Genomic DNA, 26189 nt, shown 5'->3' with positions numbered 1-26189 from the left:
TACTCTACAGGGTACAGTTTAGAGCCGTAATGGCTCTTTTTTTGCGGGGATTTATAGAGGTAGGCAGCATGGATGGAATTGAAAAGTAATGAATCCCGCTGGCCAGTTTCACTTGCCAAATCTTCGATAGCGGGTATGATTTAGGTATCCATGCCGGCTTGCCGGTAAGCGGCTTCTCGGCAATGGGAAAGATGGGAGTGAAGGAAACATGACGGAGCGGAGGCAACTCCCTGTCCAGCAAATTCGTATCGGTATTATCGGAACCCAGACGATCGTTGATAAAATCATGAAGGTTATTGAAACCTTTCCTTCCTTTGACCCCGTGCCGCTTGTTTTTCAGGATGATGATGAAGCGCCGGCACTGGCTGAGCGGATCGGAGGCGAGGTTGAGGTGTTGTTCCTCTCAGATCCGCTGTCCCAGCGCAAGGTGAAGGAGCTTGGACAGGTCTCAATCCCTGTGCATTATGTCCCCGTCACGGACGCGGGTTTATATAAAGCGCTGTTCCATGCCGGGCAGCGGGGAAGACTGGCTGGTGGCATATCGGTGGATACCTTAACCGAGACGATGGTGGTCCGGACGATAAGGGATCTGGGTATCCCGGCTGTACAAGCTGTTATTTACGATGGACCTGCTTATGCCCCGAAGGGGAATCTGATTGATTTTCACCGTCTTCAATATGAATCCGGCGGATGCTCTGTTGCGTTCACGGGCGTGGAATCGGTGGCCCATGAGCTGACGAGGCTAGGGGTCCCGAATGAGTGGCTGCTGCCTTCCGATCAGGATATCGTGGTATCGCTGGAGCGGGCTTTGCTATCCACGGCATCCCGCCGTAGCAGGGAAGGCCAGATCGTGGTCGGAATGATTAATATAGACGATTTCGGAACCCAGGCGTTAAGAAGGAATAATGAGCACGAGGTGCAGAAGCTGAAGCTGGATATTCACCGGATGGTGCTCGATTATGTGGAATCGCTGGACGGCTATCTGACCCATCTGGGCGGGGACGAGTATCTGTTCTTCACGACGCGCGGCATCTTTGAACGGGAAACCGGCGGTTACAAAACGATTCCATTGGCCAAAGACGTGAACAAAACCTACGGCATTTCGCTCAGCATCGGCATGGGTTTCGGCCAGTCGGCCAGCATGGCGGGAACCAATGCGCGCATCGCGATGCGGAAATCCAAGGAGGTTGGCGGCAACGCCTGCTTTATTGTCCGGGAGGATGGAACGCTGATAGGACCGCTGGAGATGGCCGACCCTGTGCAGGAGGTGCTGTCCTTTACAGATGCAGAGCTGATCAAGCGGGCAGAGGACGCCGGAATGACGAGTGCCTATTTAAGCAAGCTGCTGAACCAGCGTGCCCGTTCGGGTAAATATGAATACAAGGTCCATGAGCTCGCTCACCTGCTGGACATTACCGTCCGCAGTGCGCATCGGCTCCTCCAGCTGTGGACCGACAACGACTTGGTCGAGATTGCCGGAATCGAGAAGGTGCCGAGGGGGAGACCAAGGCAGATTTTCAGGTTTACGTTTTTGGAGTAGTGCTGTGAAATTGCTTTGGAAAGGGGCGCTTTCCCTGCGTTGTTTTGAGCGAAAGCGGCGCGGCGGGCATATTTCCGTTCAGTCCAGTTATCCGAACGAGAAGTATTTTTTTAAGGTATTCCGCGAAATGACAGGCTATCTGCCGGGAGAGTTCCGGAAAAGCTGCAGGCCAGATTGAACCTGCCGGTGTGCACTGACAATGACGTTCGTACTTACCGTATACGGCGAAGCGATGCATGGAGAGGGCAAAGGTTTCTCGGAGCAAAGGCCCCGCCCTGATAAATTTCTTTAACGCGCCCGCAACCTTCCAGATGATGGAACCGTTAGTAGATAAAACGGAAAATATTTATCTTCAGGGGGGTTGAAGTATGAGAAAGCGGGGTTCATGGATTACTGCTTTGATGCTTATCGTATTGCTGGTCAGCGGCTGCTCTTCGGGTTCTCAAGACAAAAGCGCTGGAGGTGCCGCGGCCGTCGAATCGCAAGAAACATCGGTGGATCAAGCCTCAAACCAAACAGATGGAGGTGAAGCGGAAGCCAAAAACGGAACGGCGGTGACGAGCAAGAACAGCGTCGAGGAGCCGGCATCGGCGGATGCCGAGCTTCCGAATATGCCATCGCCTGCCCAGGCTTCTGGCGCAGGGTTTAATTCGCAGGATTTATCAGGCGGGCTCAACAAAAAGCTGATGTACAAAGCGAATATCGTGATGGAGATTCAGGACTATGGAAAAGCGCAGTCGGAAGTCCGGAACACAGTGACGCTTTCCGGCGGTTATATTGTTAATTTCAGCGAAACCCAGTCCAGTAGCGAAAAAGGCGGCACGTTTATTGTGAAAGTTCCTGCAAACGATTTCTCCTCCTTTTTAAACCGTTTGGAGAACATTGCGCATGAAAACCTGCAGCGAAGCATCGAAGGGCAGGACGTGACTGAGGAATACGTCGATTTGGAATCCAGGCTCAAGGCCAAGCAAATCATGGAGGAGCAGTACGTCGCCTTCATGAAAAAAGCGACCAAAACGACCGACCTTGTCGCTTTTGCCAACGAGCTGGAGCGCATCCAATCGGAAATCGAGCAGATGAAAGGCCGAATGCGTTACATTGACCAAAACGTGTCTTATTCCACGGTAGAAATCAGGCTGTACGAGACGCCCCAAAAAAAGGATGATCCCAAAACGTCCGCCATTCAGGCACCGCTCGGGCAGCGGATTTCCCAAGCTTTTCAGGGCAGCATCGACGTGATCACCATCATCGTCCAATGGATTATCGTCATCCTTTCCGGCTCGCTTCCCGTATTGGTCATCGCGGCCTTCGTTCTGCTCATTCTATGGCTGGCGCGAAGATCGGGGCAACGGAAACGGGAAGAGGTAGCCCGTAAACGAAAGCTGCTCAATAACGGGCCGACATCTGAGCAAGGGCATGTTGAAGGCCAAAAGAACGAGGAAAAACGAATGAAAGACGAATAACGGCAGGAGCAGACCTGAATACGTCAAAAAACGCACATAAAATCCAGAGGAAGGCCAAGTAAAATCTTCAGATTCACGTTTCTGGAATAGGATATCATATTTGTACTATAATGGAATACGAGGTGATCGTGATGAATAAAACGAAGGCCAAATTTACTCGCGTTGAGAAAATCGTCATCTTCACGATGCTGGGGCTGGCAGCCTCCTTTATCATTGCCTTCCTCGTGCTTCGACACATCGTGCTGAACGTTTCGTTTGCTCCCTGAGATCAGGGGGCTTTTTTTGAGAGATAAGAAAGTATAAACATCCGAAGCTTAGCATCCTTATCTCGCAAGAAAAACTTCCTCTAAACGCGGTCTGTCTACTGAGAAAGTACGTCGATAGACGTTTTTCTTATGCTGTAATAAAGATTGTTGCAGCTCGTCCGTCAGGGGCTGAAAGTCCCCGTTCTCCGGGAAGTAAGTCTGCCGAGTATGATGGCACATCACTGCCTATTTAAAGACGATTTAAAGATTTGTCTTTATATCAAGCGGGGCCGTATGATGAGGATGAATCATCAATCGGAGGAGGAGATTGTTCATGTTAACCGTTGCAGAATTAGAAGCGAAGCTGGCTGAGCCTTCAGCACAGCTTGTTGCCGATCTGGCGTCTTTGGAAGGGGATATCCTTGTACTTGGTGTCGGGGGGAAAATGGGTCCCAGCCTTGCAAGGCTGGCTGCCAACGCCGTACGCGAAGGCGGTGGCGGCAAACGGATCATCGGCATATCTCGGTTCTCGAACCAAGAGGCCAGACGCGAGCTGGAGGAGGCGGGCGTACAGACGATTTCGTGTGACCTGCTGAACGATGGAGAGCTGCAGCAGCTCCCCGAGGCTCCGAACGTGATCTACATGGCAGGCAATAAATTCGGCACGACCGGCCGTGAATATTTTACTTGGGCGATGAACTCGTATTTGCCGGGCCGGGTGGCCGAGAAATTCAAGCAATCTCGCATGGTGGTGTTCTCGTCAGGGAATGTGTATCCGTTCTCACCGGTGGGCAGCGGCGGAGTCAACGAATCGGTAGCGCCAGAGCCGGTCGGAGAGTATGCGCAGTCCTGTCTCGGCAGAGAGCGCGTCTTCGAATATTTTTCCCACCAGAATGGTACGCCGATGGCAATTTACCGTCTGAATTACGCCATCGATATGCGGTACGGCGTTCTGCATGAGCTGGCCAGATCGATCCACGAGGACCGGCCGATTCACCTGGCGATGGGGCATGCGAATATCATATGGCAAGGGGATGCCAACGAGATGGCGCTCCGTTCGCTCCTGCATTGCAGCTCGCCTCCGGAAATCATCAACATTACCGGACCGGAGACGATGTCGATCCGCTGGGCGGCACAGGAATTGGCGGCACGGATGGGCAAAGAAGTGACCTTTACGGGTACGGAATCCGAGACCGCACTCCTGAACAATGCTGCGAAATCCCACCAGCTGTTCGGTTATCCGAAGGTGTCTCTGCTGCAGATGCTGGACTGGACGGCAGCATGGGTGCAATCCGGCGGCGAGAGCTGGAAAAAGCCGACTCACTTCCAAGAGAGAAAGGGGAAATTCTAATGAGCGGACAGGTTCCTGCAACTCAATGTTTGGCCCCCGAGAAGCTTAAAGCTCTGCATGAAGGGCTCGTTATACCGGCTCACCCGCTGGCATTGGATGAGAATCGGAAGCTGGACGAACGACGCCAGCGGGCATTAACGCGTTATTATGCGGCGTCCGGTGCAGGCGGTGTTGCAGTCGGCGTTCATTCGACTCAATTCGAGATCCGCGACAAGGGTATTGACTTGTATGAACCCGTGCTACGACTTGCGGCAGAAGAGGTCCGCAGGACGGAGCTCGATCGGCCGTTCATGATGGTGGCCGGTGTCTGCGGCCCCACGGAGCAGGCTGTGGAGGAAACAGAGATTGCCCGCAAGCTTGGCTATGACGCCGTCCTCCTCAGCATGGGCGGTTTAAGCGGCTGGAGCGAAGAAGACATTCTAAAGCGCACGGAGGAGATTGCGCAGAGGATGCCGGTGATCGGTTTCTATCTACAGCCGTCGGTTGGCGGCAACATCTTCTCCTTCGATTTCTGGCGGGCCTTCGCCGAAATTCCGAATATCGTTGCGATCAAGATGGCTCCCTTCAACCGCTACCAGACGATGGACGTCGTTCGTGCCGTCTGTTATTCGAGCCGTAGAGATGATATTGCGCTGTACACGGGGAACGACGATAACATCGTCAATGATTTGCTGACGACGTATCAATTCCAGGTGGACGGGATGCTGGTCACCAAGCCTATCGTCGGCGGTCTGCTCGGTCATTGGGCAGTCTGGACGAAGAAAGCGGTGGAGCTGCTGGAAGAGATCAAGGAGGCACGCAAGCAGGATCGATTCGTGAAGGAATGGCTGACACGCAACGTGGAGATTACCGACTCCAATGCGGCCTTCTTCGATCCTGCACATCAGTTTGCAGGCTGTATTCCAGGTATCCATGAGGTGCTCCGCAGGCAGGGACTGCTGAAAGGCATATGGTGCCTGAATCCGCATGAGACGCTGTCTCCCGGCCAATCCGAAGAGATTGACAGAGTCTACCGGGATTATCCGCATTTGAACGATGACGAATTTATTCAAGAGCACTTGGAAAGATGGCTGGCGGACTGATACAATGAGGGCAGAATAGTTGAAAGTGGGGAATCGCGAATGCGGTTTAAAGATGTGTTTTCTATTATTGGGCCCAGTATGGTGGGGCCGTCCAGCTCTCATACCGCTGGGGCCGTGCGGATCGGAAGGGCTGCGCGGCGCATATTTGGAGCATTCCCCGATCAAGCGGAAATTGTGTTCTACGGTTCTTTTGCTGAAACCTACCGCGGCCACGGCACCGATCTGGCTGTCGTGGGCGGATTGCTCGATTTTGCAACGGATGATATGCGCATCCGGAATTCGATCGAACTTGCCGAAGCGGCAGGCATTGAACTTAAATTCAAGACGGCACAGAATGTGGCCTTTCACCCGAATACTGTGGAGCTGAGGCTGACAGACGGCGATCATACCGATATCATTGCAGGCGCTTCCATTGGCGGAGGCAGCGTGGAAATGCTGCGCGTAAACGGTTTCGACGTCAAGTTTACGATGAATTATCCGGTGCTGCTGGTCTTTCATGACGATACGCCGGGCATGGTCGCGCATATCACCCGGCTCCTGGAGGCCGGCGGCGTCAATATTGCCTATATGGACGTGGACCGCAAGGGAAGAGGCGGCGATGCCATGACGGTGGTGGAGTCGGACGAAGCGGTTCCGGCCGAGTTGATGCAGCATATCGAAGGGTTGCCGAGCGTGCACCGCGTCGTCGTTGCAGATTTGACAGTAGAGGGGGCGCAGTCATGAAGTTTTCTACGCTGGAGCAGATCATCGCATGCTGCCGGGAGGATCAGGTTACGATTGGCCAGCTGATGCTGAATGAACAAATTAAGGAAACGGGGAAAAGCCGGGACGAGACGTTCAAGCAAATGGCCGATTACTACGGCATCATGAAGGAAGCAGTGCACCGGGGGATCCATGAACCCGTTCCTTCCAAAAGCGGCCTGACCGGCGGCGATGCCGTGCGCGTCCATCAATATATGAGCAGCGGGGTAACCGCGCTCGGTACCGATGCTTGCACGGCACTGGCCTACGCCCTGTCCGTGTCCGAGGTGAATGCCTCCATGGGGCGCATCGTGGCAACGCCGACAGCGGGCTCATGCGGCATTATTCCCGGGGTGTTCGTCAGCACTCAGGAACGCTTGGGCTGGGAAGACGAGTTTTTGGTGATGGGGCTGTTCAGCGCAGGCGCGATCGGCTACGTCATTGCCAACAACTCGTTTATTTCCGGTGCGGAGGGCGGCTGTCAAGCCGAAGTTGGCTCAGCCATCGGTATGGCGGCAGGCGCTTTGACTGAACTTCGAGGCGGCACGCCGGAGCAGGCTGTTCATGCCGTTGGACTTGCACTGAAAAATTCTTTGGGGCTCATCTGCGACCCCGTTGGCGGACTGGTCGAGATCCCCTGCATCGTGCGCAACGGCTTCGGAGCTGTGACGGCACTGGCGGCATCGGATATGGCGCTTGCCGGCGTACGCAGTGTTATTCCATCCGATGAAGTAATTGACGTGATGCTGGAAGTCGGCACGGCTATGCCGTCCAAGCACAGGGAAACAGCAAAGGGCGGACTTGCGCAGACACCGACCGGCAAGAAGATCCTGAAGGATCTGTACGGCAAGGAAGGCAAGAAATTGCGGGAAAAGGGTGCCAAAGCAAAGAAAGACGAAACGGGTGAATGAATTCACACTCATTTTCATCTAACGCCAAGGCGTCCGGTTACTTAAATGTACGATGAGGAAGAGAAAAAATTTAACATGCGCCGTGAGGGATTTCGTTATGAAATCCCTCATTTTTTTTAGATATTTCTACCGCTTTAGCATTTTCCACATGCCTGAAAAGCCTGATACTACGCGGTTTTTTGGCATTTTAATGGCTTGGATGAGAAAAAACAGCATCTCGCCGAAATACGCTTCTTTACGAATTGTGAAAGCGTTTTTATGATGTGGATGGGTAGAAAAATCCGTGCCGGAGGATCGGTATCGGCTGCCGAGTGATTTTAGAATATTCCCTGCGCTCAGCTAGGGATCTTCGCCAACAAGGAGGAGTGATAGGGAGCATTTTGCTATTTGAAACGTAGTCCAGATGAATAAACCAACACGCACAGATGAGAAGAAATGACGGGGGTAGAGTAGCGATTACACAGATTCAGTCAGCAGCATGTAAATGATCTTTTTAAAGGAGGAACGAAAATGACAAAAAAGTGGTTTCGTATGGCACTCGTATTCACACTGATAGTTTCGATCCTGGCCGCATGCAGCGGAGGGGGTAAAGAGGCAGCTCCCAAAACGGACGGAGACAAAGCCCCTCCAACGGCACCGGCAGATCCGGATCAATATGGGGATACTGGGGGTCTCGCGCTTCCTTTGGTCGATAAACCGACAACGATCAATTGGATGGTCGTCAGCGAGAAAACCAACCTGAATGATTCCCTGCTTGCAAAGGAAATCGAGAAGCGAACCGGCATCAAGGTGAATTTCCAAGCCTATTCTTCGGCTACCTTTCAAGACAAACTGAAAGTAACCGTTGCCTCCGGCAAGCTCCCGGACATTATCCACGGGCTAACGCCTCCGGAGCTGAAGAAGATCGGCAAGCAGAAAGCGGTCGTTGCCATCAACGAATATCTCGACATGCTGCCGAATTTCAAAAAGATGTATGTCGATGAGAATCCGTGGGTTATTCCGTCCTACGGAGATGAATCCGGAAACATCTATACCTGGCCGGTTGCAAACATCAACCGTGACGTTAACCACGGCTTCCTGTACCGCAAAGACATCTTCGATGAGCTGGGCATCAAGGAATGGACGAATACCGATGAATTCTATCAGGCACTCAAAAAGTTGAAGGAAGCCTATCCGGATTCCTATCCTTACGCCTCCAAGACGAAAGAACACATTTTCCGCGATTGGGCCTTCGGCTGGGGAATCGGCGGAGCCAACTATCCGACGTATTACGACGAGAACGCCAAGGTGTGGAAGTACGCTACCATACAGCCCGAGCATAAAGAAATGCTCGATTTCATGAAGAAGCTGTATAACGAGGGACTCCTCGATCCGGAATTCATGACGGACACCGACGATTCCTGGACGGCGAAAATGACGTCAGGCAACAAATCCTTTGTGACCTATGACTGGATCGGACGTTTGGACCTGTTCTACAACCAGGTCAAGGACCAAAACCCGAACTATGATCTGAGATACGGCAATCCGGTCGGACCGACCGGCAACGGCAAGACGATCGAGAGCATCACGAACGGCTTTAGCATCGCAGTAGCAAATAATGACAACAAGGAAGCTTCCCTGAAGCTGCTTGATTACCTGACGAGCCCGTCCGGCGCAACGCTGGTAACGATGGGCGTGGAAGGTGAGACGTTCAAGCTGGAAGGCGATAAAGCCGTATATCCGGAGCTGACCGACGTGCCGCTGGTGGATATCAGCGTGCTGGAGGACCGTTACGGTCTATGGCTGCAAGGTCTGTATGTCAATTCCGATAAGCGCAGCGTGTACTTCAACTACACGGAGAAGGAACAGGAGGCTCAGGATAAGCTGCTGAACGGCAATAAATTCGAGCCGCTGGATCCGGTTGTGAACTTTACGGATGACGAAACCGCAACGATTGCGGAAATTCAAACCTCGCTGAAGAAATTGGCGGATGAATTTAACGCGAAATACATTCTGAACAAAAACTACGGCGATGCTGAGTGGCAGCAATGGCAGGTCCAAGCTGAGAAGCAGGGAGCCAAGCAACTCGTCGATATTTTCAACGCAGCCCAGAAGAGATTGGATGATGCCACGAATTAATCCGCAGAAGAAATAGGAGTGATGGCGGCATCCGGGTACAACACTCGGGTGCTGCACATCATCTTAAGGAGGGAACACCATGTCAAGTGCAGGGACAGAGACAAAACTGGCCACCCCCCGCGGCGGGCTTGGGAGAAGAATGGCTTCGGCCTTTCAGCATATGAAGCGGGACAGACAGCTGTTAATTCTGTTTATCCCGTGCCTGTTGTTTTACGTTATTTTCCGTTACGGGCCCCTGTACGGCTTAATCATTGCCTTCAAGGACTACAGCGTATTCACCGGCATCATGGAGAGCGACTGGGTGGGGCTCAAACATTTCGAGAAATTCTTCAGCAGTCCGGATTTCTGGCTGTTGTTCAAGAATACGCTGCTTCTCGGCGTATATAATCTCATTTTCGGGTTTCCATTTCCCATCATTCTGGCGATTCTCTTAAACGAGGTCCGAGTCAAATGGTTTAAAAAATCGGTTCAAACGCTCAGCTATCTCCCTTCGTTCCTGTCGGTTGTCATTATCAGCAGCATGATTATAGACTTCCTGTCGCCCAATCAAGGAATCATTAACCAACTCATCGCTGCGTTAGGCTTTGAGAAGACATACTTTCTCATTGAACCGAGCTGGTTCCGAACCATCTATGTTTCATCGGACATCTGGGCAACCGTCGGTTATGAGGCTATCATCTATATGGCTGCGATCGCAGGGATCAGCCCGTCGCTTTACGAAGCGGCCAAGGTGGATGGTGCCAAAAGGCGCCACATGATCTTCAGAATCACGATTCCCGCCATTCTGCCTACGATTATTATCATGTTTGTCTTGAAGACGGGATCGATGCTACGGATCGGATACGAAAAGGTACTGCTGCTTTACAATCCGATGACCTATGAGGTGGCAGATGTATTCTCGACTTATGTCTACCGGAAAGGGCTACTGGAGAGCAACTACAGCTATGGCGCGGCCGTGGGCTTGTTTGAAGCCGTTGTCGCCATGATATTGCTGCTGTCCTCTAACTACTTCAGCAAGAGACTGGGAGGTAGCGGACTATGGTAAACAACAAACGATTCGGCCTTCGGAACATCTCGTTATTCGGCATCATCAATACGCTGATTCTGACGTGCCTTGCCATTATTACCGTGTACCCCGTCATCTATATCACCGCCGTTTCCCTCAGTGCGACTTCCGAAGTGGTGCAAGGGAATATCACCTTGTTTCCCAAGGGATTTAATCTGGATGCCTATGCCCAGGTGCTGAACAATGACCGGGTGCCGCGCGCCTACCTGAACACGATTTTTTATACCGCGCTTGGTACGGTCATTAACCTGCTGCTTACGGCAGTAGCGGCATATCCGCTTGCACGCAAAAACTTCTTCGGGCGCAAGTTTTTCCTGTTGGCGATCATCATGACCATGTTCCTGAATCCGGGGATCATTCCGAACTACCTGATCGTATCGGAGCTTGGCCTGCTGGATAGCGTATGGGCACTCGTGCTTCCGAATGCGATCTGGACCTTTGAACTGTTAATCCTCAAAAGCTTCTACGAGAATATGTCGGAATCCTTGCGCGAGGCCGCCGTTGTCGACGGTGCTTCCGAGTATCGCATCCTGTTCCAGATCGTGCTTCCGCTGTCCAAACCGGCACTTGCCTCGATCGGATTGTTTTACTTCATGGGTCATTGGAACAGCTTCTTTATCCCGCTGATTTATCTGAACGATGCGAATATGTATCCGCTCCAGGTCGTGCTTAGGGATATGCTGATTTTCAGTGAGAACGGAAGCAACCCGAGTCTGGTGGACGCGTCGGCGCTGGCTCCGCAGGCCATGAAAAATGCAACGATCGTGTTGTCCATGATTCCGGTGCTGCTGATCTATCCGTTTGCTCAGAAGTATTTTGCCAAAGGGGTCATGCTCGGTTCCGAAAAGGGATAACGGGAAGGTGCCGGGCGCTTTCATGTTGAATATGAAGGGATGACATCCAAGAGAGGTGAATCCGTATGAATCGATTGATCGCCAACAGAGGATTGCTCCAGATTTTCTTCGCTCTGCAACTGGTCGTCGGCATCATGTTCATATTCAATTACATCGTGTACAAGAATTCCATTACGGGAATTTACGACAAGGTGAGCGAGAACAACCGGATGGTGATCAGAAACATTATACAGTCGTTTGATACCAGTTTCTCCTCCATAAACAATTTGATTTTTAACATTCATGCGCTTCCTTCAGACCGGATGCAATTGGATAACGGCATGCTGGACATGGAGAAGGTCATCTCCCTGCAGGACAGTGTCACCAGCATTGTGTCTAATGTGGACATCGTGGAAGATGTGGTCGTCTCTTTTGACAATCATGATTTGGCCATTACGACACGCGGGACCAGCAATCTGGACGCTCTGTTTGACAGACGGTACAAGTCCCAGAAGTTCAACTCGATGTTCTGGAAGACGTTTACCCGATCGGAGCACGAGCTCACGGTTTTTCCAGCGGAGGTTTATGCGGATCAGAGCAGCGGATATGGCCGGAATTTGATGATCACCGTGGACGGCAACAAGGTCAGAATGTCAAACAAAAACCTCATGATCTTGATCAATGTGAACCGGCTGCTTAAAGGGATCGATTTGAACTCGATGATTCCCGGCGCCTCGCTCATCGTACTGGATGCGAACCGGAACGTCATCTTGAGCACCGAGAAGGATCTGGATTTGGTAGGCATTCTTAACGACGTATACTTTAACCCGTCGCAGGAAGCCTCCCTCACGCACGATGATTTTGAGTACAATTTTTATAAATCGGATTATAACGGTTTTATTTATATCAACAAGCTGCCGTACAAGTTTCAAAATATCGATTCCGTCACCAATGCCAATACGTGGATCATGTACGGTGCGATTGCGTTAAACGTCATTCTGTCGGTGCTGCTCAGCATTTATCTGTACCGGCCGGTGAAGAACATCGTGCAGCTGCTCGGAGGCAGTTCGCTGAAAGGGAATGATTTTGTAAAAATCCAGAGCGGCATTATCAAGGTCCAGCGGGAGAATGAATCCCTGAAGAAGCAGATGGACCTGGTGGATGAAGATATTCGCCGCAGCGTGTTTCTGCAAACGCTGGACGGCCATCACCATTCACGCGAGCAGGAAATGCAGATGCAGAAGCATTACACGCATTTTTTCCAGTGTCGGCATTTCATGATGGCGGCCGTATATTTGCAACCTGCCGGCAAGGGGGCAGCCAAGGCGGATTTTGTCCTGGAAGAGTTGACGGCCCAGATCCGAGGCGGCCTGCAGGAACGCTATGAACATGTGGTGGTTTATCATATCGAAGAGCTGAGATTCCTCGCGCTCATCGGTTTGGATCAGCCGTCGGACCGCAAGCAACTGGTATGGAAATTCGAAGAGTATATCGGCCTGTGCAACCAGGAGTTTACGGATACGTTTATGGTGTGGGGCTGCGTTAGCCAGACGTATGAATCCAAGATCAGCAATTGCTGCGAGGCATACCGGAACATTAAGGATGGCCGATTATACCGGAGTGTGAATGCGGACACGGATATGGTTGATACGGAGCAAATCCGTTACGTCCCGGATATTTATTATCCGCTTCAGAAGATTGAAAAGCTGAGCAACTGCATGCTGAGCGGCAAGGTGGATGAAGGACTGCAGATCGTGAGTGACATTTTTCAGCAGAATGCGGACCTTCACATTCATCATCATCAGATGGTGCACATTGCGAAGAGCATGTTCTTTCTTGTCATGAAGCAGGCGGATTCGCCGTCCGTTGACCGCAATGAGCTGTTTCAGCTAGAGAGTGATTTCATCCGCAAGGTTGATCAAGCCTTTACCTATGAAGAGATTCAGAAGGCGCTGATGGAAGTGATGCGCGTGGTGGCCAACACGCGGAACCATGATCCGCGGAGCAAGCTGAATCCCGCCTTCATCTCGCAATACATCGAACTTCATTATATGGAGAATCTGTATTTGGACCATATGGCCGAGGTGCTGGATACAAGCTCCAAATATTTCTCGAATTATTTCAAGAAGACATTCGGCGTGAATTATGTGGAGTATTTGAACAAGGTCCGACTATCGCACGCACGTGAATATCTCCGAAACACGGACCTCAGTATTGCCGAAATCGGAGAGAAAACGGGGTATTCGAACTCTTCCACATTTACGACAACGTTCAAGAAATATAGCGGCGTATCGCCGAGCGAATATCGGAAAGCATCAGGAAAATAAGGTGGAGCAGGAGGGTTCATATTGAAGGCTGTTGCCACGATTCATGGAAAAGTGATCGTTGATCAAATCGAGAAGCCGGCCGAATTACCGGCAGGTCATGTGCAGATTCGTACCGAATACTCGGCGGTCAGCCCGGGTACGGAGATGATCTTTATTCGAAGAGCATCGGATCAAAAAGTCATTATGGGTTACAGCGCTGTTGGAATTGTCGAAGACATGGGGGAAGGCGTGCAGGGGCTAACCGTCGGTCAACGGGTGGCCTGTTATGGGGCTCCTTACGTGCGTCATGCTCAGTGGCTTACCGTGCCTTCCAACCTAACAGCGATTGTTCCGGATGGAGTGGACCCGCAGGAAGCGGCATTTGCGGGACTCGGAGCGATAGCGATCCATGCCCTGCGGGTAGCTGATCTTCGTTTTGGCGAATCGGCTGTGGTGGTCGGACTTGGCATACTGGGGCAGATGATTGCCCAGGTCGCGCACGCGGCAGCTTGCCCGGTTGCGGGATTTGACCTGAACCCGGAGCGGGTGGAGGGAATGAAGCGGCATATTGCTTATGCCTATGATAACCAGGAGCAGCTTGAGGATCAGATTCAGCGAATGACCGGCGGGCATGGAGCCGACAGTGTCATTCTGTGTGCAAGCGGTTCCGGGGAAGAACTCATTAACTCTTCGATGACATGGATTCGGGATAAGGGGAAAATCGTCATTGTCGGCGATTTGTCCATGACGTACGCCCGGGACCGGATGTTTGGCAAGGAGGCGCAGGTGCTCATATCGCGAGCAGGCGGTCCGGGACGGTACGACGCAAGTTATGAGCTCCGAAATACGGATTACCCCATCGGCTTTGTACGCTGGACGGAAGGCCGAAACATCGCCGAGTATATTCGTTTGTTGGCGGAAGGGAGAATATCGGTCAAACCGCTGATCTCGCATGTGGTCCCGGTGGATGAAGCGGACAAGGCTTACGAGCGGTATGGCCCCGGGTCAACGACGCTGGGGACGATATTTAACTACGCGGACAACGCGTGAATTCCGGGAATGGGATTCGCGGCGCAGGAATGAGAAGAGGAATCATGATAGCTGTCTTTCCGAGCAGTGATGCCACTGCAGAAAGACGGCTTTTTGCGTGCGCCGGGATCCGATCTGCCAACCTATTAATTTACAATAATATACAATTATACTATAATAGTAGTAGATATGGATAATTTATTATTGTATATGGAGGTATTTACATATCTAATCTTCTTGGTATTCATACATACAAACAGCAGTGTCCTCGTTTCCATCGATCATTGGAAGGGTGGTGGTTTAATCCGAAACCGGTTTACCAGGCTGTGGTGGTAATGGCTTTCCAATTCGAAAAACAAAGGAGCGAAGCGTGATGAAAGTATTCCGAAATTCGATCATCCGTAAGTCGGCTGTGTTGTTCTGTGCTGTTCTACTGATCTTGCCAGCCGGATTGTCTCTGGCGGCCAACAAGCCGTTTCCCCAGCATACGTCTTATACGAGCGGTTCGATTAAACCAAACAATGTGACGCAGTCAGCGATGGATAATGCGGTCAAGAGCAAATGGAACAGCTGGAAAGGGTCTTTCCTGAAGCCGGCTGCGACAGGGCAATATTATGTAAAATACAATTCGGAGGGCGAGACCGTGTCCGAGGCACATGGCTACGGGATGCTCTTCACCGTTCTGATGGCGGGATACGACAGTAATGCCCAGTCGTATTTCGACGGACTTTATCGCTATTACAAGGCGCATCCGAGTAATAACAATCCGTATCTGATGGCTTGGAAGCAGAACAGTAGCTTTCAGAATATAGGGGGAGCCAATTCGGCAACGGACGGCGATATGGACATTGCTTACGCACTCCTGCTTGCGGACAAGCAGTGGGGAAGCAGCGGATCGATTAATTACCTCCAGGCAGCTAAGGATATTATCAATGCTATCATGAGCAATGACGTTAATCAGTCCCAGTGGACGCTGCGCTTAGGCGATTGGGCAACAAGCGGCATCTTCGACACGGCCACGCGGCCATCGGATTTCATGCTGAACCATATGAAGGCATTCCGTGCGGCTACCGGTGATGCCCGTTGGGATAACGTCATTAACAAAACCTATACCATCATCAACTCCATCTATAACGGCTACAGCTCCAATACCGGCTTGCTTCCGGATTTCGTAGTTAAGTCGGGCAGCAATTATCAGCCTGCGGAAGGGGGATTCCTGGAAGGGGCGAATGATGGAAAATACTATTACAATTCTTCCCGGACTCCTTGGCGGATTACGACCGACTATCTGATGACCGGTGATACGCGTGCGCTGAATCAATTGAACAAGATGAACACGTTCATTAAATCAGCCACAAACAGCAATCCTGCTAACATCAAGGCAGGGTATAACCTGAACGGCACCGCGCTGGTAACTTATAATAGCGGGGCGTTCTATGCTCCTTTTGGCGTAAGTGCGATGACTTCGTCCAGCCACCAGAGCTGGCTGAATTCGGTATGGAATTACACGGCGAACGCATCCGCAGAGGGATATTATGAGGAAAGCATCAAGCTGTTCTCGATGATCGTGATGTCGGGGAACTGGTGGACATATTAAACATCACGCCCTTTAAGTTTAAGTAATCATAAAATAAAACCCTGATCCGTTACGGATCAGGGTTTTTTAGTTCTTTCCTACCAATAATTGATTTATAGTAAAAAAATAAGAATTTGCATTGATTGCGTTATGGGTTATTTTTTGTATTGGCGTTTAAAATAACGGTTGACAGAAGGATGTATATCATATATCTTAATATTAAGTTAAGTGACTATATAAAAGTTAGTTGGTTGAAAGGAGTAAGTTTAAAGTGTTCAAACGTTAGCAAGGGTGAAGCAGGTTAATCATTCTATATGTATATATCTTTAAATTAAGATATCGATGAACGGTATCGATGAATTTCTATAAATAATGAAAATGAATATGGAGGCGTATAAAATGGCTATAGATATTGGGTTGTTGTTACTTCGTTTGGTGGTTGGTTTGTCGTTCATGGCGCACGGTGCACAGAAGCTGTTTGGATGGTTTGGCGGTTACGGGCCGAAGGGGACAGGCGGCTGGATGGAATCGGTTGGCATTAAACCTGGTGTCGCAATTGCGGTGTTGTCAGGTCTGATGGAGCTGGTTGGCGGGCTGTTGTTTGCTGCCGGATTTCTCACGGTGCTCGGCGCAGCGCTGATCACGCTAACGATGCTGGGCGCAATTGTGAAGGTGCATGGCCGGAACGGGTATTGGTCTACAGCGAATGGATATGAGTATAATCTGCTGTTGATTGCAGTCGCAGTTGCACTGGCACTCACGGGTGCAGGTGCATATTCACTGGATGCGGCAATCTTTAACTAATCGATGATGGGGGCGTACAAATATGAGTGATCTGACAACATTAATTAAGAGCCGGAGATCGGCTAATCTGTTTATGGAAGGGATTGAAATCCCGGATAAGGACTTGAATGATATATTTAATGAAGTTAAATATGCTCCTTCGGCTTTTAATTTGCAGCATACACACTATGTTGTAGTTAAGGATCCCGATATCAAGCACAAAGTTTATGAAGCCGCCAACAAGCAGCATAAGATACTCACCGCGTCGGCCGTTGTCGTTGTGCTGGGGAATAAGCAGGCCTACCGGGAAATCGGGAAAATGAATGAGGGTTTTCTGAATTTGGGCATGATCGACAAGCTCGAATATGACATGACGGTTGAATCCGTCACGAACTTTTATGAAGCGGGCGGAGAATCTTTTATGAGGGATGAAGCCATTCGCAATGCCAGTCTATCCGCGATGTTGATGATGATGGTGGCCAAGGACAAGGGATGGGATACCTGTCCGATGATCGGTTTTGATCCCGTGGCTCTGCAGAAGGAACTGGATATCCCGGATGCTTATGTGCCTGCCATGCTAATCGCGATCGGTAAGGAAGATGCAAGAAAGCCACGTCCCCGGGGCTACCGCAAGCCCGTATTGGAATTTGTAAGCTATAATCAATTTTAAATGATGCATGATATGAGAGGGAGCTCCCGCTGAAGGTCTTTAGATCTGGCGGGAGCTTTTTTTCATCCGCTATGATAAACATTCCTCTCCGTTTTGACGATGATGAATATAAAGAGATCGGTGTAGTGCCAATCCTAAATACGATTGTATTCGTTATATATGGGGGTGAACGAAATGAAGACGAGGAAGCGGGCGTATCAGCGATCCGGACAGATCATAGTGCTGGCTGTCATGACAATTATGTTAATGGTGGCATGCACGAAGGAGGTACCGGGATCCATACCGCAAAATAGATCGACTGCCGCCGTGCCGAGCGCAGGAGAAGCTGGGAATCCATCGGAAATGCCGGCAGCGGCAACGGAAAGTTTGCGTACGGCATTCCAGCCGGAAGATCAAAGCTATCACCAGGTTAAGCAAGAAGTGGAGTCGCCAGAGGGGGAGTCCAACTATGACCCGATTGAAGCAGTTCTTAATATGTATGAGGCGCTTCAGGCTAACGATTCTACATCATATTTCCGTCATGCTGACATTCCAAGCGTTCGTATGTCCCCCGCCAAGCTGAAGGTGTTATTCGAAGAGGCTGGCAAGCGTGAAGTGAGATCGGAACGATTCAAGCTTTTTGATAGAGAAGGGCTGGATCGGGAGAGCCGTCAGATGTTAGCTCTTACGTACGGCAGCCAAGCCGAGATTGTGCTGGAGGAGCTTAGTCAGGGCGATCATAACCTGTGGTTTGTGACGGCGTTTACGGATGGACTTAAAGTGGTGGAGCAATCCACGGTTTATCCCGGAGCCTACGAGCTTGGAAGAGAGGCGACAATGGAAGAACTTATCGCGATAGAGATCCAGCATACGGCTGAAGATAGGGCATTTCTTGCGGCAAAAGCAAAGCAGCCTGTATGGAACCCGGTCCAGACCGTTTCCTTACTGTACCAGGCAGCGCAGGCGGAGGATGCAGAAACCTTTTATGCGATGTCGGGTGGGAGCGAGGGATACTTTTCGGGTCAGTACGCCCGGGACATGGTGGAATATACGGAATGGATGAAGTCTTTTGAAAGCGTGCAGCATATTTCAATCGAATCGGTTCCGCGGGGGAATATGGCCGGGAGTTATAAAGAAGAATATAATGAACGCTTTGGCGACACATGGCAATTCATTGTGGCTTGGGACCCGAAGGATGAAGCAGGCTACCAAGGGACATACTGGATTATGGCGCCTAGCGAAGACGGAATTCAATATGTGGTAAAGCAGACGCTTACCGCCAATGTGGAATCTTTTTTCAAGTGAGGAATGGAATACATACATACATAGCGAAGACAAATATAGCAGCGCCGCTCATGAAGTGAACGATGACCTTTCACAAATCGGGTCACAGTTCAAAAGAGCAGGGCTGCTATATTATCGTCAATGGGCTTGGTTTAATTACGGCTGAAGATTTTGGAGCATATCCATCGTTTCGTTTATTTTAGTGATGGTTTGAACCATGTTGGAATTCTGGAAGTCGGTCACTCCGTTCTGGATTTGATCCATATATCCGTTGATGTCAGTCAGCAGCGTGTCGTTTAAACCGACCAACTGCTCATGGATGGTCTGCGCAAAAGCAGGGGCTTCAATGCCGTTAAACTCCGAAATCCGGGTTTTCATCGCTTCGAGTTCCTTGGTCAGCGTTTCCTTGGCATCTGTATTCGTGGCGGCTTGCTGGGCAAGCTCCGGAATAGACTCGGCAAATTGGGATGTTTCATTAATAAAAGTGGTAGCTTCTTTTGTATAATCCAAAGAATTGTTCACGCTGTCCACCAAGGAGCAGCCGGAGAGAACTCCCAGTACAAGTGAAATCAACAATAATCTTTTGATCATTCTCATCCTCCTGTCGTCTAAACGCAGTTCTTATACGTTGTATACGTATGACAAGGAGAATGGTTGTATTTTTTTCGCGGATTAATATTTCCCCAGCAGCCAGCGAATAAGCTCAATCAAACCCGCCAGGACTTTTTTCACGATCATGATTAGTGGTGGGAATAGCAGTTAGATCTGCTTTGCTTCCAGCCGTTTGGCGATGACGGACAGAAGATAATTCAGCGTGAAGTACAGCAAGGATGCAAAAACAAGGGCGGGAATAACATAGTCATAGCTGGAACCGCTAAGAATTTGTACATTGCGCATCAGCTCAGGCAGCGAAATGATCACGGCGAGCGATGTGTCTTTAATGAGCGAGATGAACTGGCTCACCATGGGCGGGGACATCCGGCGCAGCGCTAGCGGGAGAATCACGTGCCGCAGTGTCTGCATATAAGAGAGGCCCGAGGCCCGGGCCGCTTCGATCTGGCCTTTATCCACCGATACGAGGCCGCTGCGGACAATTTCGGCGATCATGGCTCCTTCAAAAATGCTCAGGCCGACGACGGCCGCCCAGAAAGTGGGGATTCGAATCCCGGTCTGCGGCAGAACCATGCCGATGAAGAAAATGATCAGCAGCAGCGGCAGATTGCGGATTATATCCACCAAAAAGGCCGTTGTCCTCGACAGGAAGGGCGTTTTCGTATATCTCACAGTCCCGAGCACGGTTCCAATGATGAAGCTGAACACAATGGATAAGCCGGCAACCTGCACCGTGATCCAAAAGCCTTGAAGGAGATATCGCAGATTCGGCCAGGAGTACGCACCGATAAAATCCATCTCATGCCACCTCCTGTTTATTGGGCAAACTTGCGTTTAACGTCAATTGCTTCTCGCAAAGCGGCGCTCCATATAATGGACGGCCAGGCTAAGCGGTATGGTCAGGAGCAGGTAGAACAGGGCTACAAACGTATAGACGGGAATGCCTTTGAAGGTGCTCAGGTTAATCAGATCGGCATAATACATCAGGTCGAGTCCGGCGATAACGCCGAGGACCGAGGAATTCTTGACCAAATTGATCAATTGGTTGCCGATGGCCGGCAGTACGATTTTGATCGCCTGCGGAAGAATGATGTAGCGCATATTCTGGATATAACTCAGCCCGGAAGTGCGGGCCGCCTCCGACTGTCCGGAGGGCACCGCCTGGATCCCCGCCCGAATGGCTTCGGCAATGAAAGCAGCCGTATACACCATCAGCCCAAGCGTACCCGAAGTAAACGGGTCAACCGGTATGCCGAGAGAGGGCAGGCCCAGGAAAAAGAAAAAGACAACCACCAGGAGCGGAATGTTGCGGATAAACTCTACATAGATGGCGCCGATGGCTTTCAATATGCGGAATGGGGCAATCCGCAGGATGGCGATCAAGGTGCCCAGCACTAAGCTGCCGATCAGCCCAAGCAGGCTGGCGAGAATGGTCTGGCCCAGACCAGCCATAAATTGATCCCAATGCTGGGCCAGAATGTTAAAATCCCACAAGGTCAAAATGCCTCACCTCCAATAGGGGATGATGTTCGGGTGGCCGGTCGAAAGAAGCCAGGCAGCTCCACCCACAAAAGGGAGGAACCTGATTGGAGCCATGACGCCTTAGGACCGGCCCGACCATTACATGCTTGCGGTTATTCCGGTTTCACGCCCATCCATTGCTCATACAATTTGTCGTATTCGCCGCTATCCTTCAGCTCCTTCAACAGCTCGTTGACGGTTTTCACAAACTCCGGATTCCCTTTTTTGATGGCCATGCCGTATGGTTCATCCGTAAAGTTGCCGCCGACCAGCTCAAAGCTCGGGTCCTGCTGCTGCATGCCGAGGAGGATGGAATTGTCGGTGGTCAGGGCATCCCCCTGTCCCGCCTTGAGTGCGGTGAAGGCGTCCTGATAATTCTCGAATTCGAGAATGACGGCGTCGGGCGCTTTCTCACGGATATTTTGCGCAGAGGTAGAGCCCTTTACCGTGAGCACCTTCGTATCCTTGTTCAAGCTTTCCAGACCCGTGATCGGGCTGCCCTTCTTCACCAGCAGCGATTGGCCGGCTTCAAAATACACATCGCTGAAGTCCACCTGCTCCTTGCGTTCCTCCGTTATGGTCATCGTGGCGATAATGATGTCGATGTCCCCGTTCTTCAGCATGTCGATCCGGGTTTTGGAGGTAACCTCCTTCAGCTCGACCTTGGTCTCGTCACCGAGAATCTTTTTGGCCAGCGCTTTGGCGATGTCGATATCGAAGCCCTCCACATTGCCGGTGGCAGGGTCCTGCAGTCCGAACAGCTTCGTATCATATTTCACGCCAGCTACAAGCTTGCCGCGTTTTTTGATCGCCTCGAGGGTATCTGTATTGCCGGAACCCCCGCACCCTGATGCAACCAGCATCATCACTAAGACCAGAAGGGCCGCACTCCACCTGAAAGGTCTCGTAAATCTTTTCTTCATACACCAGATCCCCCTTAAAGATATGAATTCTCTGAACAAGCAAGCTCCTAACGGCTCGTTGTCCGAGCGTGGACTCCTTGTCTCTTGCAGCAGCCATCATGACAATCCTAAAAAGCAAAGCGAAATTCCTTTTCCGCCCCTACGCACCAAGTCCGGGTTAGTGATGCAGCAGGCGGCTCAGGAACGCCCGTGCTCTCTCTTCCCGCGGCTGGTCGAAAAAATCGGAGGCGGGCGTATCCTCGATAATCCGGCCTTCGTCCATAAAGACGATTCGATCCGCGGCTTCGCGGGCGAAACCCATCTCATGGGTAACCACGGCCATAGTCATGCCTTGATGAGCGAGTGAACGCATGACATCCAGCACTTCGCCGATCATCTCCGGGTCGAGTGCTGACGTTGGTTCATCAAACAGCATGATCTTCGGGTTCATGGTCAATCCGCGGGCAATCGCCACCCGCTGCTGCTGACCACCCGAGAGCTGGGAAGGATAGCTGTCGGCTTTGTCCGCTATTCCGACTCGCTGCAGGTACGTCATCGCTTTTTCCGTCGCTTCCGCTTTGGACATCCCCAGCACCTTCATGGGTGCGAGAATGATGTTGTCGATCACCTTTTTGTGCGGGTACAGGTTGAAATGCTGGAAGACCATCCCGATATCCCGCCTGAATGTATTGATGTCGATCTTTCGGTTATGCAGCTTGACGCCATTCACGACAAGTTCGCCATCCGTAATGCTTTCGAGCCGATTGATACACCGCAGCAGCGTGCTTTTACCGGAGCCGGAAGGTCCAACGATGACAACGACTTCCCCCTGGGAAATGGTTAGGTCGATTTCTTTCAGAACATGGAAGGTTCCGAAAAATTTGTTGACGCGGCTAAATTCAATCAGTAGAAATCCCCTCCTATTCATTTCGAATTGGACGCTTGCATGCATGTAAGCTTGTGACCTGTCTTGGTGCCAGGCCCTTTTTACACTGGTATGGCAAAGGGAGCTTGTTCCATACCACTTTTAGGAAAATTTAGTATCCAAGCGGTGGGGAGTGAGATATAATAAGGGGCGTATTCATATGAAGGAGGCCACATGAATAAACGTGTAAAAATAACCGAAATCGACCTGGTACGGGGCTTTGCGATGATGGGTGTGCTGATGGTGCATGCGACGTCGTTCGCCACAGTTCAGATGCGCGGGGACGATTTTTTTGGCTTGTATAACTTCTTGAACATATTCTCGAAGGTTGGAACGACGACTTTCATATTTCTGAGCAGCTTTGTGCTGTTCTATAACTATTATCACCGCCCGTTCAAAGGCCGTGACTTGGCACGGTTCTTCAAGAACCGGCTGATGTATATTCTGGTGCCGTATCTGCTGTTCTCGGTGTTATTCTTTACGGTGGCCTGGTATCATCGCGGGGGTGAATCCGATCTGGCGGCAATGCTGGAGAGCTTCTGGCCCAAGTTGGCGACGGGGAAATCCTACACACACTTATATTTCATCTTCATTAACATCCAGTTCTATCTGCTGTTCCCGCTCGTGCTGATGCTGCTGAAGCGATTCCGCGGCTTCGCGGCGGTCTGCGTGTTGGTCGGCATTGTACTGCAGTGGGTGTTCTATATCGGCAATGATGCCTGGTGGGACGTAACGAACCGGAACAGCTGGTCGCTGTCGTTTCTGTCGTATTATTTTCTCGGGGCATGGATCGGCATTTATTATGACCGGGTTAAGGATTGGCTGACTTCAGTCCAGCATGCCGCAAGACCGGCGCTGCGCAAGCTGGGCTGGGTCGCGCTCTGGGCGGTATGGCTGGGCGCCGCGCTGGTACATATCGGCCTTCGATACAATCAGCGGCTGCTAGGGACGGAATATCACCCGCTGCTCTACGATGCCTTCTGGAATGTGCATACGTTAACCACCGCCCTGGTCATGCTCCAGGTCGCGCTGGTATTCGGGAATAGGAGGGTATGGTGGTTGAACGGATTCAGACGGCTCGGGGTGTATTCCTTCGGCGTTTATCTGGTGCATCCGCTGGTCCTGCTCTTCTATCGGGACTTTCCTCCGCAGACGGAGAATTCCTGGCTGATGCTGGCTTGGTATGCCGGCGGGCTCGTCTGCGCACTGGCGGTTTCGTATGTGGTGGTCTACAGCATTAGCCGTCTCGGGGGCTGGACCTGGATCTTTTTCGGCAAATTGCCGGGCAGCTTGCGGACGGAAAGATCACCAAGTCCCCCTGTTCCGGCCCAGCCGGTTACGGAGGCATCATCGTAAGTTCGATAAGTGGAAAAGGCGCAATCCTCAAAAGAGGAGAGCGTCTTTTCTTTTGAATTTGCCCGGGTGGCGATATTTCAGAATGATTCCCTGATTTTCGGAATGAGGCTTATCACCTGGGATGTCATGCTATATTTGGTTGGATACTCGGTCTGTGGGTGTTACGAAGACGTTGCTAAGTACAGGTCAATTACATTCGTTACAGACATGAAAAGCGAGGGAGTGCCAATATGAAGGATAGCAGAGATTCCTTGGTAAACGGTTTCATAAAGGCTGACGGCAAACGCATAGTTAATGGAGATGGTCAGGAAATTCTGCTGCAGGGAGTCGGGCTTGGCAGCTGGCTGCTGCCGGAAGGGTACATGTGGAAGATGCCGGAGCAAGGAGACCGACCTCGGCGCATCGAAGGCATGGTTAGGGATCTGATCGGTGAGGAAAAGGCGGCGGCTTTTTGGGAAACCTATTACGAGCGCTATATCGCGGAAGCCGATATCCGGCAGATCGCTGCCGAGGGCTTTAACTCCATCCGGGTGCCGATCAATGCCAGGTTTATGATGACGGAAGGACAGCAGCCGCCTTTTGTATATCACGAAGGCCATCTGAAACTCATCGATCAGGTGATCGATTGGTGCAGGGCGTATTCGCTGTATGTTATTCTGGATTTGCATGGCGCGCCAGGCGGACAGACCGGCGCGAATATCGATGATTCCGAGCGGGATTTGCCGGAGCTGTTCACAGATCGGCTGAATATGGAGCGAACCGTGGCGCTGTGGCGTATGCTGGCGGAACGCTATAAAGACGAGTGGATCGTGGCCGCTTACGACCTGCTTAACGAGCCGCTGCCTGACTGGTTCAGCGAGTATCATGACCAGGTGATGCCGCTGTATAAGGAAATCACCGCGGCTATACGCGAAGTGGACAAGCGCCATATGATCATTTTGGAAGGTGTCCACTGGTCAACCGACTGGAGCATTTTCGACGAGAAATTTGACGATAACCTGATGCTGCAGTTCCATAAGTACTGGAATAATCCCGACACGGAGAGCATTCAGAAGTATCTGGATCTTCGCGAAGAATGGAATGTGCCGATCTTCATGGGTGAAGGCGGCGAGAACAACCCGCAGTGGTATACGGGCGCATTCCGGTTGTTCGAGGATCATAACATATCCTGGAACTTCTGGACCTGGAAGAAGATGAACACTCAAAACTCGCCGTTCTCGATCCGCATGCCGGAAGGCTGGGAGAAGCTGACGGGTTACCTGGAAGGCGGAGAGAAGCCCTCTCCAGTCGAAGCGGAAGCGATTCTGGGCGAGTATCTGGATCATCTTCCACTGGCAGCCTGCGATGCTTATCCGAACGTATCCCGGTCATTGCTGCGCCGGCTGCCCATTCAGATTCCGGCAGAGTTTTACGGATATCGGGGTGAGGGTGTCTCTTATCATATTGAGACGAAGGCCAGTCAGGATATCGGGTTCCGGGTTCATGACGGTGTTCCGATGCGGATGATGACGGGCAAGGTGGAGAAACCAAGCTACGCTCCGGAAGGCGGCAAGCCATGGATAGAGGATAACCTGGTATGCGTGCAGCTCCGGGAGGGAGATTGGCTCGCTTATAATGCGAATTGCGCTTCCGCAGACATTTTTCATCTGGACATTCGGGGACGCATTCCCGAGGGGACGGTGGATTTGATGCTCCAGATCGGGGATCGGGAGCCTGAACTTATCTCCTTGTCGGACTCTGGCGAAGGACAGTGGCGCATCCATAGGGTGGCTGATGCTATGCCGATTGTGGAAGGCCCTGTGGATCTGGTGTTCATGGTGAATAAGGGCCGAATCGAGCTGGATTGGCTGGAATTTACCGAAGCGCGTTTAAATTTATAAGTTGAAGGGGAGATGG

General features: G+C 51.3%; 24 protein-coding genes. 19 read left to right on the top strand and 5 right to left on the bottom strand.

What is annotated here, in order from left to right:
- The first annotated feature begins 208 nt into the window (after positions 1 to 208).
- The 17 genes from J7E85_RS29945 (at position 209) to J7E85_RS29870 (ending at position 18998) form a co-directional block, all read left to right on the top strand.
- Complete coding sequence (locus J7E85_RS29945) at positions 209 to 1540, top strand: hypothetical protein (RefSeq protein ID WP_215163619.1); 1332 nt, start codon at positions 209 to 211, stop codon at positions 1538 to 1540.
- Positions 1541 to 1544: 4 nt separating this feature from the next.
- Positions 1545 to 1718, top strand: a complete 174-nt coding sequence (locus J7E85_RS29940; protein ID WP_215163618.1) for a hypothetical protein — start codon at positions 1545 to 1547, stop codon at positions 1716 to 1718.
- A 190-nt stretch (positions 1719 to 1908) separates the two neighbouring features.
- A complete protein-coding gene (locus J7E85_RS29935; protein ID WP_215163616.1) occupies positions 1909 to 3003 on the top strand; it encodes a DUF4349 domain-containing protein in 1095 nt (364 codons plus the stop codon).
- A gap of 131 nt (positions 3004 to 3134) precedes the next feature.
- Complete coding sequence (locus J7E85_RS34695; protein ID WP_285228859.1) at positions 3135 to 3269, top strand: hypothetical protein; 135 nt, start codon at positions 3135 to 3137, stop codon at positions 3267 to 3269.
- Between the two features lie 313 nt (positions 3270 to 3582).
- Positions 3583 to 4599 (top strand): NAD-dependent epimerase/dehydratase family protein, encoded by a 1017-nt coding sequence (locus J7E85_RS29930; protein WP_215163614.1) that lies wholly within the window; start codon positions 3583 to 3585, stop codon positions 4597 to 4599.
- The gene (locus J7E85_RS29925) at positions 4599 to 5681 is read left to right on the top strand and encodes a dihydrodipicolinate synthase family protein (RefSeq protein WP_215163613.1); all 1083 of its coding nucleotides are present in this window, start codon (positions 4599 to 4601) and stop codon (positions 5679 to 5681) included. Before J7E85_RS29930 ends, J7E85_RS29925 begins: the two co-directional genes overlap by 1 nt.
- Positions 5682 to 5720: 39 nt before the next feature.
- On the top strand, positions 5721 to 6404 hold the full coding sequence (sdaAB, locus tag J7E85_RS29920) for an L-serine ammonia-lyase, iron-sulfur-dependent subunit beta (RefSeq protein ID WP_215163611.1): 684 nt from the start codon (positions 5721 to 5723) through the stop codon (positions 6402 to 6404).
- Positions 6401 to 7333, top strand: a complete 933-nt coding sequence (sdaAA, locus tag J7E85_RS29915; RefSeq protein ID WP_215163609.1) for an L-serine ammonia-lyase, iron-sulfur-dependent, subunit alpha — start codon at positions 6401 to 6403, stop codon at positions 7331 to 7333. Before sdaAB ends, sdaAA begins: the two co-directional genes overlap by 4 nt.
- Positions 7334 to 7843: 510 nt before the next feature.
- Positions 7844 to 9451 (top strand): ABC transporter substrate-binding protein, encoded by a 1608-nt coding sequence (locus J7E85_RS29910; RefSeq protein ID WP_215163608.1) that lies wholly within the window; start codon positions 7844 to 7846, stop codon positions 9449 to 9451.
- 79 nt (positions 9452 to 9530) lie between these two features.
- The gene (locus J7E85_RS29905; protein WP_215163607.1) at positions 9531 to 10496 is read left to right on the top strand and encodes an ABC transporter permease; all 966 of its coding nucleotides are present in this window, start codon (positions 9531 to 9533) and stop codon (positions 10494 to 10496) included.
- Positions 10490 to 11371 carry a carbohydrate ABC transporter permease gene (locus tag J7E85_RS29900; protein WP_215163605.1) on the top strand — a complete coding sequence of 294 codons (882 nt, stop codon included), beginning with the start codon at positions 10490 to 10492 and terminating at the stop codon, positions 11369 to 11371. Before J7E85_RS29905 ends, J7E85_RS29900 begins: the two co-directional genes overlap by 7 nt.
- A 65-nt stretch (positions 11372 to 11436) precedes the next feature.
- Positions 11437 to 13677, top strand: coding sequence for a helix-turn-helix domain-containing protein (locus J7E85_RS29895; RefSeq protein WP_215163603.1), 2241 nt, complete (start codon positions 11437 to 11439; stop codon positions 13675 to 13677).
- A gap of 21 nt (positions 13678 to 13698) precedes the next feature.
- Positions 13699 to 14706, top strand: a complete 1008-nt coding sequence (locus J7E85_RS29890; protein ID WP_215163602.1) for a zinc-dependent alcohol dehydrogenase — start codon at positions 13699 to 13701, stop codon at positions 14704 to 14706.
- Positions 14707 to 15058: 352 nt separating this feature from the next.
- A complete protein-coding gene (locus J7E85_RS29885; protein ID WP_215163600.1) occupies positions 15059 to 16282 on the top strand; it encodes a family 8 glycosyl hydrolase in 1224 nt (407 codons plus the stop codon).
- Between the two features lie 378 nt (positions 16283 to 16660).
- Positions 16661 to 17065, top strand: a complete 405-nt coding sequence (locus J7E85_RS29880; protein WP_215163598.1) for a DoxX family protein — start codon at positions 16661 to 16663, stop codon at positions 17063 to 17065.
- A gap of 22 nt (positions 17066 to 17087) precedes the next feature.
- Entirely contained in the window at positions 17088 to 17714 is a 627-nt protein-coding gene (locus J7E85_RS29875; protein ID WP_215163597.1) for a nitroreductase family protein, read from the top strand.
- Positions 17715 to 17888: 174 nt separating this feature from the next.
- Positions 17889 to 18998 carry a hypothetical protein gene (locus tag J7E85_RS29870; protein ID WP_251036141.1) on the top strand — a complete coding sequence of 370 codons (1110 nt, stop codon included), beginning with the start codon at positions 17889 to 17891 and terminating at the stop codon, positions 18996 to 18998.
- Positions 18999 to 19133: 135 nt separating this feature from the next.
- Here J7E85_RS29870 and J7E85_RS29865 read toward each other — a convergent pair whose 3' ends face one another.
- From J7E85_RS29865 to J7E85_RS29845, 5 genes are all read right to left on the bottom strand, one after another.
- On the bottom strand, positions 19134 to 19568 hold the full coding sequence (locus J7E85_RS29865; protein WP_215163595.1) for a DUF6376 family protein: 435 nt from the start codon (positions 19566 to 19568) through the stop codon (positions 19134 to 19136).
- Positions 19569 to 19736: 168 nt separating this feature from the next.
- Positions 19737 to 20387 carry an amino acid ABC transporter permease gene (locus J7E85_RS29860; RefSeq protein ID WP_215163594.1) on the bottom strand — a complete coding sequence of 217 codons (651 nt, stop codon included), beginning with the start codon at positions 20385 to 20387 and terminating at the stop codon, positions 19737 to 19739.
- 42 nt (positions 20388 to 20429) lie between these two features.
- The gene (locus J7E85_RS29855; protein WP_251036140.1) at positions 20430 to 21089 is read right to left on the bottom strand and encodes an amino acid ABC transporter permease; all 660 of its coding nucleotides are present in this window, start codon (positions 21087 to 21089) and stop codon (positions 20430 to 20432) included.
- Positions 21090 to 21223: 134 nt separating this feature from the next.
- Positions 21224 to 22033 carry a glutamate ABC transporter substrate-binding protein gene (locus J7E85_RS29850; protein ID WP_076322350.1) on the bottom strand — a complete coding sequence of 270 codons (810 nt, stop codon included), beginning with the start codon at positions 22031 to 22033 and terminating at the stop codon, positions 21224 to 21226.
- Between the two features lie 157 nt (positions 22034 to 22190).
- Positions 22191 to 22964, bottom strand: coding sequence for an amino acid ABC transporter ATP-binding protein (locus tag J7E85_RS29845; protein ID WP_285228858.1), 774 nt, complete (start codon positions 22962 to 22964; stop codon positions 22191 to 22193).
- A gap of 147 nt (positions 22965 to 23111) precedes the next feature.
- On the opposite strand from J7E85_RS29845, the gene J7E85_RS29840 reads away from it, so the two are divergent.
- Positions 23112 to 24293, top strand: a complete 1182-nt coding sequence (locus J7E85_RS29840; RefSeq protein ID WP_215163592.1) for an acyltransferase — start codon at positions 23112 to 23114, stop codon at positions 24291 to 24293.
- Positions 24294 to 24523: 230 nt separating this feature from the next.
- On the top strand, positions 24524 to 26173 hold the full coding sequence (locus tag J7E85_RS29835) for a cellulase family glycosylhydrolase (protein WP_215163591.1): 1650 nt from the start codon (positions 24524 to 24526) through the stop codon (positions 26171 to 26173).
- The last annotated feature ends 16 nt before the right edge of the window (positions 26174 to 26189 follow it).

The organism is Paenibacillus sp. ISL-20, assembly GCF_018613005.1.
Lineage (GTDB): Bacteria > Bacillota > Bacilli > Paenibacillales > Paenibacillaceae > Paenibacillus_AQ.
The sequence above is the reverse complement of the archived record's forward strand: the minus strand, read 5'-3'. Positions and strand labels throughout refer to the sequence as shown.